Source organism: Pseudomonas sp. EA_35y_Pfl2_R5 (genome assembly GCF_963970805.1).
Lineage (GTDB): Bacteria > Pseudomonadota > Gammaproteobacteria > Pseudomonadales > Pseudomonadaceae > Aquipseudomonas.
Genome location: NZ_CAXAOW010000002.1, coordinates 49716 through 62025, shown reverse-complemented (window position 1 = coordinate 62025; position 12310 = coordinate 49716). Strand labels below are relative to the sequence as shown.

The following is a 12310-nucleotide window of genomic DNA, read 5'->3' as shown; positions in this document are numbered from 1 at the left end:
ATGGATGACGGTTTACGCGATTATCGGTGGCACCGGTCTGACCAAGTTGGACGGGCTGACCATCAAGGCGGCGCTGCATATCGATACGCCCTATGGTGCGCCCTCTGCGGCGGTGCTCAAAGGTGACTATGCCGGTCGTGAGGTGCTGTTCCTCGCTCGCCACGGGCACCCGCATCGCATTCCGCCGCATCAGGTCAACTACCGCGCCAACCTCTGGGCGCTGCGTGAGGCTGGCGCCAAGGCGATTATCGCGGTCAACTCGGTGGGTGGTATTCACCCGGCCATGGGTACCGGGCATTTCTGCCTTCCGCACCAGATCATCGATTACACCTCGGGGCGCGAGCACACCTATTTCGAGGGGGAGCTGGAGCATGTCACTCACGTCGATTTCAGCCACCCCTATGACGCAGGGTTGCGCACCAAGCTGGCTAACGCCCTGACTGCCGAACACTGCGCGTTTAGCAGCCACGGTCTTTACGGTTGCACCCAGGGGCCGCGGTTGGAAACCGTTGCTGAGATCGCGCGGATGGAGCGTGATGGCTGCGATATCGTCGGCATGACCGGTATGCCGGAAGCCGTGCTGGCCCGTGAACTGGCTTTGCCCTATGCCTGCCTGGCGTTGGTGGTAAACCCGGCCGCTGGCAAGTCCCGTGCGCTGATCACCATGGCGGAAATCGAACGTGCTCTGGAAGAGGGTATGGGTACGGTCAAGGCCGTATTGGCGCGGGTGCTGGCCAGCTGACTGGGCTGTGCTGCAATAAAAAAGGCCGCGCAATGCGGCCCTTTTTTAAGTTCTTAGAAGCTAGTTACGATTTTGCGAGCTAGAGCCATGCAAGGCGCTACGTAGTAACAGCCGATGGTTGGTCAAAGCGGCGAGGAAGCGGGCTGGGCTCGCACACGAGTTTACTGATGTAAATGAGCATTACTCGTTTCACTCGCCCTTCGGGTCGCGCTGAAGCGCGTTAGTCACAAGTGGCTTTGCGAGCCTGTTTTTAACGCAGTAGGGCCGACGCGCAGCTGATCGTAAGTAGGTTCTACAGCGGTCTGACGCGAATCAGCATGCCCAGGCTGCCATTATCGACAAAGGTCAGCTCGCCGCTTTTCAGGCGGCTGCTCTGTTTGATGCGCTCACTGTCGGTGAGGATGCCGCTGGCGTCGAGCTGGTTGACCCAGATGTCGCTGTCTAGCTCGATCACGCGGCCGGCTTTAAGGCTGATTGTGCCTTCGACTGGGTAGTGACCGAACTGCTCATCGCCGGTGCTGATGGCGACGCGGCTGCTCGACTCGCCCAGGCTCTGGGACCAGGCTTTGTGCAGCAATACCTGATAACCATTGGAGGGGCTGAGCTTGCCGGCTTCGGCATTTAGTGCGGTGCTGCGGCTGTTGCTGCCATCCACCGGCAGCGCATTCTGCGCCCAGTTGTCGGGTGGTAGTTGGCCGGCGGAAATCGGCGTGGCGGCTTGGCGGAATACGATGACTTCAACCTGATACAGGCTTTCAGCCAGGGCGGTAGTGCTGCTGAGCAGGCCCAGCAGGAGAAGCGGCAGCAGGGCCAGGGTGCGGAATGCGCGCATGGGTCAGTCCTTTAGGTAGCGGGAGACAGGCGCTCGAACAGCGCCTCCAAGGTATTGAAGCGTTCTTCCGGGCGCTCCATGGGCACCTGGATTTTAAACATTGTCGCGCCTTCGAACTTGTAGCGGTTTGGCGCGCTCTGGATCAGTTTGATCAGGGTTAGCGGATCGACGCAGGTATCGGCGGCGAACTCGATACGCCCGCCTTGTGGACCTGCATCGACCTTCTTGATTCCGAGCTTTTCCGCCTGCAATTTCAGCAAGGTGATGCGCACCAGGTTCTTGGTCGGATCCGGCAGCAAGCCGAAGCGGTCGATCATCTCCACTTGCAGTTCTTTCAGGCCATCCTCGTCGGCAGCGTTAGCGATGCGCTTGTAGAGAATCAGGCGCGTATGCACGTCGGGCAGGTAGTCCTCGGGGATCAGCGCCGGTACGCGCAGGTTGATCTCCGGGCCACCGCCCAGTGGTTGGTCAAGGTTGGGCTGCTCGCCCTTGCGGATCGATTTAACCGCGCGCTCGAGCATTTCCATATAGAGGGTGAAGCCCACCGCCTGTATCTGCCCGCTCTGGCCGTCGCCGAGCAGCTCGCCGGCACCGCGGATTTCCAAGTCATGGGTGGCCAGCAGAAAGCCGGCGCCGAGGTCCTGGGCGCCGGAGATGGCTTCCAGGCGCTTTTGCGCGTCGTCGGTCATCTGTTTACGCGGCGGGGTCAGCAGGTAGGCGTAGGCCTGGTGGTGGCTGCGGCCGACGCGCCCGCGCAGCTGATGCAGCTGAGCCAGGCCGAACTTGTCAGCGCGCTCAATGATGATGGTGTTGGCGCTCGGCACGTCGATACCGGTTTCGATGATGGTCGAGGCGATCAGCACGTTGAAGCGCTTGTGATAGAAATCGCCCATCACCTGTTCCAGTTCCCGTTCGTGCATCTGCCCGTGGCCGATACCGATACGGGCTTCGGGCACCAATTCGGCGAGATCGGCGGCGCATTTCTCGATGGTCTTAACATCGTTGTGCAGGTAGTACACCTGACCACCACGCAGCAGTTCACGCAGCAACGCTTCTTTGATCGTCGGGTTGTTCTGCTCCATGACGAAGGTGCGCACCGACAAACGCCGCGCTGGCGGCGTGGCGATAATCGACAGATCACGCATGCCGGCCACGGCCATGTTCAGGGTGCGCGGAATTGGTGTGGCGGTGAGGGTGAGGATGTCCACCTCGCTGCGCAGGCTCTTGAGCTGTTCTTTCTGGCGCACGCCAAAGCGGTGCTCTTCGTCGATGATCACCAGGCCCAGGTTGCTGAATTTAACGTCGTCCTGCAGCAGCTTGTGGGTGCCGATAACGATATCTACCTTGCCCTCAGCCAGTTGCTGCATGGCCTCGTTAACTTCGCGGGCCGACTTGAAACGGCTCATCACCTCGACCTTGACCGGCCAGTCGGCGAAGCGGTCGCGGAAGCTGTTGTAGTGCTGCTGGGCGAGCAGGGTGGTGGGCACCAGCACCGCCACCTGCTTGCCGCCATGCATGGCGATAAAGGCGGCGCGCATCGCCACCTCGGTTTTGCCGAAGCCAACATCGCCACATACCAGGCGGTCCATGGGTTTGGCGGAGAGCATGTCGCTGTATACCGCCTCGATGGCGGCTTGCTGATCCGGCGTTTCCTCGAAAGGGAAGCCGGCGCTGAACGTGGCGTAGTCGGCCTTCGGGTCGGCAAATGCATAGCCTTCGCGGGCGGCGCGGCGAGCGTAGACGTCGAGCAGTTCGGCGGCGACATCGCGCACCTGTTCGGCGGCCTTGCGCTTGGCCTTCTGCCAGATTTCCGAGCCGAGGCGGTGCAGCGGCGCGAGGGCGTCGTCGCTGCCGGTGTAGCGGGCGATCAGGTGCAAGCTGGCCACCGGCACATAGAGCTTGGCTTCCTCGGCGTACATCAGGGCGAGGAACTCGGCGGCCTGGCCGTCGAACTCCATGGTCACCAGGCCCAGGTAGCGGCCGACGCCATGGTCGATATGCACCACCGGCGAGCCTTCGCGCAGTTCGGTGAGGTTTTTGATGACGTTATCGCCACCGTCGCGGGATTTCTCGCGGCGGCGGCGCTGCATGACGCGCTGGCCGAACAGTGGGCTTTCCGCCACCAGTGCCAGGTCTTCCAGCAGCAGGCCGTCATCCAGCGGCGCGATACAGATACCCAGGCGCTCTTTACTGGCGGTGAACGCTGGCCAGCTGTCGAATTCGTTGGGCTTGAGCTTGAGGCGGGCGAGCAACTCCAGCAGCACTTCGCGGCGGCCGGCGGATTCGGCGCAGAACAACACGCGGCCGGGGTATTCCTCGATAAATCGGCGCAGCGCGGCCAGCGGTTCACCGGCTTTGGCCTGGATGGCCAGATCCGGTAGCGGTTTGGCATCGAAGCGTAAGCGGCCGACGCCGGTTTCGATGTCGTCCTGGCTGACTACGACGCGCGGCCAGTTCTTCAGCCGGGCAAAACAGTCTTCTACCGGTAGAAAAATATCTGCAGGCGGCAGCAGCGGGCGTTCCGGGTCGACGCGGCGATCTTCGTAGCGGCTGCGCGCATCCACCCAAAACTGCTCGGCGGCTTTCTCAATGCCGGGCAGAGAGAACACTTGGGTGTCGCTGGGTAAATAGTCGAAGAGGGTGGCGGTTTCTTCAAAAAACAGCGGCAGGTAGTACTCGATACCGGCAGGGGTGATGCCGGTGGAGAGATCCTGATAGATCGGGCAGCGGCGAAAATCCACATCGAAACGTTCGCGAAAGCGCCCGCGGAAATCGGTGACGGCTTTCTTTTCCAGCGGAAACTCGCGCGCCGGCAGTAGCTTGATCGACTCAACCTTATCGATGGAACGTTGGGTTTCCGGGTCGAAGGTGCGCAGGGTTTCGATTTCGTCATCGAACAGGTCGATGCGATACGGCAGGCTGCTGCCCATCGGAAACAGATCAATCAGCGCGCCGCGCACGGCGAATTCGCCATGCTCATACACCGTGTCAACGCAGCGGTAGCCAGCGGCTTCCAGGTTGCTGCGCATCTGATTGACGTCAAGTTGCTGGCCGACCTGCATGACCAGGCTGCTGCCAAGCAAGAAGCGCTTGGGCGCCAAACGGTGTAGGGCGGTGGTGATCGGCACTACCAAAACACCGTGTTTCAGCTCGGGCAGGCGATATAGCGCAGCAATACGCTGGGAAATGATGTCCTGGTGTGGTGAGAACAGGTCGTAGGGCAGGGTTTCCCAGTCAGGGAAATGCAGCACCGGCAAATCCGGAGCGAAAAAGCTCAACTCCTCTTGCAGGCGCTCGGCACTCTGGCTGTCGGCAGTCAGCAGCAGGGTGAAGCGTTTGGCATTGCTGGCGGCTTCGGCAATCGCCAGGCTCAGCGCGGCACCGGGCAGGTTGCCCCAGTGTTGTTTGCCGGCAGTGGCCGGCAGGGACGGTAGACGCAGTACAGGCACGGGCGGCTCACGGTCATGGCACAAGGCCGACGATTGTAGCGGGCGTTTATGTGCGGTGTCAGTTACGACAGTCGTGCATTGCTCATGCTTGCTTGCGCCGTCATAATGTAGCCCCTTTTTTCAGCCCCTACATGTGGAAGGTACTGCCCGTGACTCAGAAGCCCGACCAGTGTCTCGGTGAGTGGATCGATCGAGAAGCCCTTGCGGAAGCGATGATTCCGATGATTGGCCAGCTCTACCGTAACAACAACGTGGTCACCTCGATCTACGGCCGTGGTCTGATCAACCGTTCGGTGATCGACATTCTCAAGGCCCACCGCTTCGCGCGTCACCGTCTGGCTGGCGACAGTGAATTGTCGGTGCACGATACCTTCCAGGTGCTCAAGGCCATGAGCGAACTCAAGCTGGGTGCCGCCTCGGTGGACCTGGGCAAGATGGTCAGCAAGTTCAAGACTGAAGGCCAGGGCCGCAGCATTGAGCAGTTCGTCAAGGACGAGCTGGTCGAAGTAGCAGGTACGCAGAATAGCGAAGCCCGCGAAGGTACCGACGTGGTGTTGTACGGCTTCGGTCGTATCGGCCGCCTGCTGGCGCGCATTCTGATCGAGAAAACCGGTGGCGGCGACGGTCTGCGTCTTCGCGCCATTGTTGTGCGTAAGGGCGCGACCAATGACCTGGTCAAGCGCGCCAGTTTGCTGCGCCGCGACTCAGTACACGGCAAGTTTGATGGCACCATCACCATCGACGAAGAAAACAGCACTCTGACCGCCAACGGCAACCTGATTCAGGTGATCTACGCCAAGTCGCCGGCCGAAGTCGACTACACCCAGTACGGCATCAAGAACGCGCTGCTGGTGGACAACACCGGTGTGTGGCGTGACGCCGATGGCCTGGGCCAGCACCTGGCCTGCCCGGGTGTCGATCGCGTGGTGCTGACCGCGCCGGGCAAGGGCGCGCTGAAGAACATCGTGCACGGCATCAACCACGGCGAAATCAACGCTGACGACAAGATCATCTCGGCCGCTTCCTGCACCACCAACGCCATCGTGCCGGTGCTTAAGGCGATCAATGATCAGTACGGCATCGTCAACGGTCACGTCGAAACGGTGCACTCGTACACCAACGACCAGAACCTGATCGACAACTTCCACAAGGGCGATCGCCGTGGCCGCAGCGCGCCGCTGAACATGGTGATCACCGAAACCGGTGCCGCCACTGCTGCCGCCAAGGCGCTGCCGGTGCTGAAAGGCAAGCTGACCGGTAACGCGATTCGCGTACCGACGCCGAACGTGTCGATGGCCATTCTCAACCTCAACCTTGAGAAAGCCACCAGCCGTGAAGAGGTCAACGAGTACCTGCGCCAGATGGCCATGCACTCGGACCTGCAGAAGCAGATCGACTTCGTGCAGTCGCAGGAAGTGGTCTCCACTGACTTCGTCGGCTCGCGCCACGCCGGTGTGGTCGATGCCGAAGCCACCATCTGCAATGACAACCGCGTTGTGCTGTACGTCTGGTACGACAACGAATTCGGTTACAGCTGCCAGGTGGTACGCGTGATGGAAGACATGGCCGGGGTCAACCCGCCAGCCTTCCCGCGCTAAGCGCAGGCAATAAAAAAACGGGAGCTTCGGCTCCCGTTTTTTATTGTCTGGAAAAACAGGTCGTTGAAAACGTCGGTGAGGCAGCCAGCGCAGGCGCCGCGTTAGTAACAGCTTCCGGCGGTCAAACAGACGAAAAAAAACGGGGCTTACGGGCTGTAAATGAGCACTTTGAGACGTCGCGTCCCGGCCGTTTTTAACGTCGCGATGGCAACGCAGGTGGTTTTGACAGCCTGTTTTAGTCGGCCAGTAGACTGGTGCGTAACTTATCCGACAGGCCGTTAGGTGACAGCCAGATGCCCAGGTAGGCCTTGGCCAGTGCCGGGTCCTGGCTGGCGTAGGCGACTTTGCCGTTTATTTCCAAGGTCAGGCCGCTGCCTGCGTTAAGGTTCAGGGCGTAACGGTCACCTGGGCGAATATCTTTGAACGTGGCGTGTAGGGTGTCTACTTCGGGGCGAAGGCGCTGCAGTGTGGCGGCGTCGTGCTGGCGTTCGAGCGTGACCCAGGCGGCTTTGATCACGTCTTGGCTGTCGATGTTACGGAAGTAATAGAGCTCCAGGCGTTGTGTGAGTGGCTGGGCGGCTGCCTGGCTGGCACTGGCCTCGCTGGGGGCATAGAAGGCCGCAGCATAGACATCGGCCCACAGGTAGGTGAGCACGCTTTGGTTCTTGCGCTCCAGGCTGTTCTGCTCGAGCTGGTGCGTGGTGGCGAAGTTGGCTTCTTGCAGGCGTTCGCGGTTGTTGGCGAATAACTCGCTGCTCAGCAGCATTAGGGTGGTAAGCGCGAGTAGCAGGCGCATGGCAGTGCTCCGTTGGTCTATTAGTCTTATGTCGCGCGCGACGGCTTTGCAGTCAAGCCGGCATCTGTTGCCTTCTGTTACGTTAAACCGGATAAAAGCAAGCGCTTGGGTGGCCAGTGGCCGAAGGTGCGACTTATAATCGGCCAGATTTTTTCCCGCGACCGACATCCTGCCTAGCGCCCGATCTGTTTTGGCGTTGCGCCGCATTTTTCTGCGTTGGTGTCGTCCGTATTCTAAAAAAGCTTATAAATCAGTGGTTAGGCAAACCTATGATCAAAATTAAACATGGGCTTGATTTGCCCATAACAGGCGTGCCGGCGCAGCGCATTGAGGCTGCAAGGCCGGTGCGTAGCGTCGCCGTCATAGGCTTCGATTATCACGGTATGAAGCCTTCGATGGAGGTCCAGGTCGGTGACCGGGTCAAGCTTGGCCAGGTGCTGTTCTCGGACAAGAAGTCGCCAGGCGTGCAATACACCGCTCCAGCCGCAGGCGTGATCAGCGCAATCCACCGTGGTGAAAAGCGTGTGCTGCAATCGGTGGTGATCGATGTCGAGGGCGATGAGCAAATCACCTTTGATCACGTAGCAGTTGACCAGCTGGCGACTGTTGGCGACGCCAAAGTGCGTGAAGTCCTGCTGCAATCGGGCCTGTGGACCGCACTGCGTGCCCGTCCTTTCAGCAAGGTGCCGGCTGCTGATGCACAGCCCAGCTCGATTTTCGTTACGGCCATTGATACCCAGCCGCTGGCAGCCGATCCGGCTGTGGTGATTGCCGAGTATGCCGACGACTTTAACAATGGTCTGCAAGTGCTGAGCAATCTGGCCAAGGTGTTTCTGTGCAAGGCTGAAGGTACCAGCTTGCCTGGTGAGCAGCTGAGCAACGTGCACACCGAAGCCTTCGCTGGCCCGCACCCGGCGGGTTTGCCGGGCACGCACATCCACTTCCTCGATCCGGTCAGCGCCACCAAGAGCGTCTGGTCGATCAACTATCAGGACGTGATTGCCATCGGCAAACTGTTCACCACCGGTCAGCTCTGGACCGAGCGTGTCGTTGCGCTGGCCGGCCCTGTGGTTGAGCAGCCACGTCTGCTGCGCACGCGTCTGGGCGCGAGTCTCAGTGAGCTGACTGCAGGTCAGCTGCAGCCTGGTGTCAATCGGGTTATTTCCGGCTCAGTGCTGGGTGGCCGTACGGCGCAGGGTGCTTTCGCCTTCCTCGGTCGCTATCACCTGCAGGTGTCCTGCCTGGTTGAAGGACACGAGCGTGAGCTGATGCATTACCTGCGTGCCGGGGTAAACAAGCACTCGGTGATGAACATTTTTGTGTCCAAGCTCAATGCCGCGAAGAAGTTCGCCTTCTCTACCACCACCAATGGCAGCCCGCGCGCCATGGTGCCGGTGGGCAACTACGAAGCCGTTATGCCGCTGGATATCCTGCCGACGCAACTGCTGCGCTACTTGATTGTCGGCGACACCGAGATGGCTCAGAAATTGGGCTGCCTGGAGCTCGATGAAGAAGACCTGGCGCTGTGCACCTATGTGTGTGCCGGTAAGTATGAGTACGGCCCGATCCTGCGCGATAACCTCGCCCGTATTGAGAAGGAGGGTTAAGTCATGGGTATTCGTGCATTCCTCGATAAAATCGAGCACAACTTTGAAAAAGGCGGCAAGTACGAGAATTGGTACGCCCTCTATGAGGCTGTCGACACCTTCTTCTATCGCCCTGGCAGCGTAACCAAGACCACCGCCCACGTGCGTGACGGTATCGACCTCAAGCGCATGATGATCACCGTGTGGCTGTGTACCTTCCCGATGATGTTTTTTGGGATGTGGAACACCGGTTACCAGGCCAACCTGATTTTTGCTAACAACCCTGAGCTGCTGACGGCACAAGAGGGCTGGCGCTTTGCGCTGATCGGCTCGCTGGCCGGGTTTGATCCCAATAGCCTGTGGGATAACTTTATCCAGGGCGCGGCGTACTTCCTGCCGGTGTATGCGACGGCGTTTATCGTCGGTGGTTTCTGGGAAGTGTTGTTTGCGTCGATCCGTAAGCACGAAGTCAACGAAGGCTTCTTCGTCACCTCCGTACTGTTTGCCCTGATTCTGCCGCCGAGCATTCCGCTCTGGCAGGTCGCATTGGGTATCAGTTTTGGTGTGGTGATTGGCAAGGAAGTGTTCGGCGGGACCGGCAAAAATTTCCTCAATCCGGCGCTGACCGGCCGTGCCTTCCTGTTCTTCGCTTACCCGGCGCAGATGTCCGGTGATGCGGTATGGACTGCCGTAGACGGTTTTGCCGGTGCTACTTCGCTGAGCCTGGCGGCGGCAGGTGGTATCGACAATGTAGTGAGCAATGGCGTTACCTGGATGAGCGCTTTTGTTGGCACCATTCACGGCTCGCTCGGTGAAACCAGCACCCTGGCAATCCTGATCGGTGGTGGTGTGCTGCTGATCACCAAGATCGCTTCCTGGCGCATCGTCGCCGGTGTGATGCTGGGGATGATTGGCCTTAGCCTGCTGCTGAATTCCATCGGCTCGGCTACCAATCCGATGTTTGCCATGCCTTGGTACTGGCACCTAGTGGTGGGTGGCTTTGCTTTCGGTATGTTGTTTATGGCCACCGACCCGGTGTCGGCGTCCATGACCAATACCGGCAAGTGGATTTTCGGCGCCTTGATCGGTGTGATGGTGGTGTTGATTCGTGTGGTCAACCCGGCGTTCCCGGAAGGCATGATGCTGGCGATTCTGTTCGCCAACCTGTTCGCACCGCTGATCGACCACTTTGTCGTTCAAGCCAATATCAAGCGGAGGCTGGCACGTAATGTCTAGTCAAAAAGAATCCACCGTCCGCACGCTGGTGGTGGCCCTGTTGGTCTGCCTGGTGTGCTCGGTGTTTGTCGCCGGTGCAGCCGTGGCGCTGAAACCGACCCAGGTGGACAACCGTCTGCTGGATAAGCAGCGCAGCATTCTGGCGATTGCCGGTCTGGGCGATGCCAGCATGTCTAGTGCTCAGGTCAAGGACATGTTCAAAGGCACCATCAGCGCCAAGCTGGTGGACCTGGAAACTGGCAAGTTCTCTGACGCCCATGACCCGGTCACCTTCGATCCGCTTAAGGCGTCCAAAGACCCGAAAATGTCTGACGTGCTTCAGAGCAGCGAGGACATTGCCGGGATCAAGCGTCAGGAGCGCTTCAGCACCGTGTATGTGGTGGAGAAGAATGGTCAGGTGGAAACCCTGATCCTGCCAGTGCGCGGTTACGGTCTGTGGTCGACCCTGCATGGCTTTATCGCGCTCAAGGGTGACCTTAATACTGTGGTCGGCATGGGCTTCTACCAGCACGGCGAAACGCCGGGCCTGGGTGGTGAAGTCGACAATCCGAAGTGGAAAGGCCAGTGGCCAGGCAAAACCCTGTTCGATGAGGACGGCAAACTGGCCGTGCAAATCGTCAAGGGTGGCGTCGATCCACAAAGCCCCAAGGCCGTGCATCAAGTTGATGGCCTGGCAGGCGCTACCCTGACCAGCAATGGGGTGGACAACTTGCTGAAGTTCTGGCTTGGCCAGAATGGCTTCGGTCCGTTTATCGCGAACCTGCGTGCAGGGGAGGCTTGATCATGTCGCAGCCGACTATTAAAGAAGTCCTGCTTAACCCGATTTTCAACAACAACCCGATTGGCCTGCAGATCCTCGGTATCTGCTCCGCCCTGGCGGTGACCTCGAACCTGAAAACCGCGCTGGTGATGTCTGCCGCGCTGACGTTGGTAACCGGGTTCTCCAACCTGTTTATCTCGATGATTCGCAGCCAGATCCCAGGCTCGATCCGCATGATCGTGCAGATGGTGATCATTGCCTCCTTGGTGATCGTGGTTGATCAGGTGCTCAAAGCCTATGCCTTCAGCCTATCCAAGCAGCTCTCGGTGTTTGTCGGTCTGATCATCACCAACTGCATCGTGATGGGCCGCGCAGAAGCCTTTGCCATGCAGAATCCGCCAGTGGTGTCGTTCTTCGATGGTATCGGTAACGGTCTGGGCTATAGCGCCATGCTGGTTGCCCTGGGCATCATTCGTGAGCTGTTTGGTGCGGGGAAACTGATGGGTTACGAGATCATCCCGGTGATCAACGACGGTGGCTGGTACCAGCCTAACGGCATGCTCTTGCTGCCGCCTTCGGCGTTCTTCCTGATCGGTCTGTTTATCTGGGGTATTCGCGTCTGGAAAAGAGACCAGATCGAGAAACCGAGCTTCAAGATGGCGCCTCAGGTATCCAATAAGGAGGCCTACTAATGGAGCACTACATCAGCCTGTTCGTCCGTGCGGTGTTCGTTGAGAATATGGCGCTGGCGTTCTTCCTTGGCATGTGCACCTTTATTGCCATCTCGAAAAAGGTCGAAACCGCCATTGGTCTCGGTATTGCCGTAGTGGTGGTGCTGGGTATCACCATGCCGGTGAACAACCTGATCTACACCAATCTTCTCAAGGACGGTGCACTGGCCTGGGCCGGTTATCCCCAAGTCGATCTGAGCTTCCTTGGCCTGCTGACCTTTATCGGCGTGATCGCGGCGATCGTCCAGATCCTCGAGATGACCCTGGATAAGTACGTGCCCTCGCTGTACAACGCCCTCGGCGTGTTCCTGCCGTTGATCACCGTGAACTGCGCCATCATGGGTGGCTCGCTGTTTATGGTCGAGCGTGACTACAACCTGGCGGAAAGTACCGTCTACGGTGTCGGTGCCGGCGTTTCCTGGGCCCTGGCAATTGCCGCGCTGGCGGGTATTCGCGAGAAACTCAAGTACAGCGATGTACCTGAAGGTCTACAGGGATTGGGCATCACCTTTATCACCATCGGTCTGATGTCTCTGGGCTTCATGTCCTTCTCCGGCGTGCAGTTGTAAGGAAGGGATGA

10 protein-coding genes are annotated in these 12310 nt (G+C 59.3%); 7 read left to right on the top strand and 3 right to left on the bottom strand.

What is annotated here, in order from left to right:
• Positions 1-4 precede the first annotated feature (4 nt).
• The gene (locus tag AACX99_RS04215) at positions 5-742 is read left to right on the top strand and encodes an S-methyl-5'-thioinosine phosphorylase (RefSeq protein ID WP_339409764.1); all 738 of its coding nucleotides are present in this window, start codon (positions 5-7) and stop codon (positions 740-742) included.
• A gap of 292 nt (positions 743-1034) precedes the next feature.
• Here AACX99_RS04215 and AACX99_RS04210 read toward each other — a convergent pair whose 3' ends face one another.
• Together AACX99_RS04210 and mfd are read right to left on the bottom strand one after the other, a co-directional pair.
• On the bottom strand, positions 1035-1574 hold the full coding sequence (locus tag AACX99_RS04210; protein WP_339409763.1) for a CsiV family protein: 540 nt from the start codon (positions 1572-1574) through the stop codon (positions 1035-1037).
• 11 nt (positions 1575-1585) lie between these two features.
• Positions 1586-5023, bottom strand: a complete 3438-nt coding sequence (mfd, locus tag AACX99_RS04205; protein ID WP_339409762.1) for a transcription-repair coupling factor — start codon at positions 5021-5023, stop codon at positions 1586-1588.
• A 131-nt stretch (positions 5024-5154) separates the two neighbouring features.
• Here mfd and AACX99_RS04200 point away from each other — a divergent pair, with 131 nt between their 5' ends.
• A complete protein-coding gene (locus AACX99_RS04200) occupies positions 5155-6621 on the top strand; it encodes a glyceraldehyde-3-phosphate dehydrogenase (RefSeq protein ID WP_339409760.1) in 1467 nt (488 codons plus the stop codon).
• A 235-nt stretch (positions 6622-6856) separates the two neighbouring features.
• Here AACX99_RS04200 and AACX99_RS04195 read toward each other — a convergent pair whose 3' ends face one another.
• A complete protein-coding gene (locus AACX99_RS04195; RefSeq protein ID WP_339409758.1) occupies positions 6857-7417 on the bottom strand; it encodes a chalcone isomerase family protein in 561 nt (186 codons plus the stop codon).
• A gap of 269 nt (positions 7418-7686) precedes the next feature.
• On the opposite strand from AACX99_RS04195, the gene AACX99_RS04190 reads away from it, so the two are divergent.
• Genes AACX99_RS04190 through nqrE form a run of 5 tightly spaced genes read left to right on the top strand, consistent with a single transcriptional unit; the run spans position 7687 to position 12299 of the window.
• On the top strand, positions 7687-9024 hold the full coding sequence (locus tag AACX99_RS04190; protein WP_339409757.1) for a Na(+)-translocating NADH-quinone reductase subunit A: 1338 nt from the start codon (positions 7687-7689) through the stop codon (positions 9022-9024).
• A gap of 3 nt (positions 9025-9027) precedes the next feature.
• Positions 9028-10239, top strand: a complete 1212-nt coding sequence (locus AACX99_RS04185) for an NADH:ubiquinone reductase (Na(+)-transporting) subunit B (RefSeq protein WP_339409756.1) — start codon at positions 9028-9030, stop codon at positions 10237-10239.
• Positions 10232-11020: a Na(+)-translocating NADH-quinone reductase subunit C gene (locus AACX99_RS04180; protein ID WP_339409755.1), complete on the top strand. Its 789-nt coding sequence runs from the start codon at positions 10232-10234 to the stop codon at positions 11018-11020. Before AACX99_RS04185 ends, AACX99_RS04180 begins: the two co-directional genes overlap by 8 nt.
• Complete coding sequence (locus AACX99_RS04175; RefSeq protein WP_339409754.1) at positions 11017-11691, top strand: NADH:ubiquinone reductase (Na(+)-transporting) subunit D; 675 nt, start codon at positions 11017-11019, stop codon at positions 11689-11691. The genes AACX99_RS04180 and AACX99_RS04175 overlap by 4 nt, the downstream gene beginning before the upstream one ends.
• Positions 11691-12299 (top strand): NADH:ubiquinone reductase (Na(+)-transporting) subunit E, encoded by a 609-nt coding sequence (gene nqrE, locus AACX99_RS04170; protein ID WP_090387314.1) that lies wholly within the window; start codon positions 11691-11693, stop codon positions 12297-12299. Before AACX99_RS04175 ends, nqrE begins: the two co-directional genes overlap by 1 nt.
• Positions 12300-12310: the final 11 nt, after the last annotated feature.

Bases quoted from the DNA above. Each gene is read 5' to 3' on its own strand.
- AACX99_RS04215 (WP_339409764.1), top strand. From the start codon at position 5: ATGACGGTTTACGCGATTATCGGTGGCACCGGTCTGACCAAGTTGGAC.
- AACX99_RS04210 (WP_339409763.1), bottom strand. From the start codon at position 1,574: ATGCGCGCATTCCGCACCCTGGCCCTGCTGCCGCTTCTCCTGCTGGGC.
- AACX99_RS04200 (WP_339409760.1), top strand. From the start codon at position 5,155: ATGTGGAAGGTACTGCCCGTGACTCAGAAGCCCGACCAGTGTCTCGGT.
- AACX99_RS04195 (WP_339409758.1), bottom strand. From the start codon at position 7,417: ATGCGCCTGCTACTCGCGCTTACCACCCTAATGCTGCTGAGCAGCGAG.
- AACX99_RS04190 (WP_339409757.1), top strand. From the start codon at position 7,687: ATGATCAAAATTAAACATGGGCTTGATTTGCCCATAACAGGCGTGCCG.
- AACX99_RS04185 (WP_339409756.1), top strand. From the start codon at position 9,028: ATGGGTATTCGTGCATTCCTCGATAAAATCGAGCACAACTTTGAAAAA.
- AACX99_RS04180 (WP_339409755.1), top strand. From the start codon at position 10,232: ATGTCTAGTCAAAAAGAATCCACCGTCCGCACGCTGGTGGTGGCCCTG.
- nqrE (WP_090387314.1), top strand. From the start codon at position 11,691: ATGGAGCACTACATCAGCCTGTTCGTCCGTGCGGTGTTCGTTGAGAAT.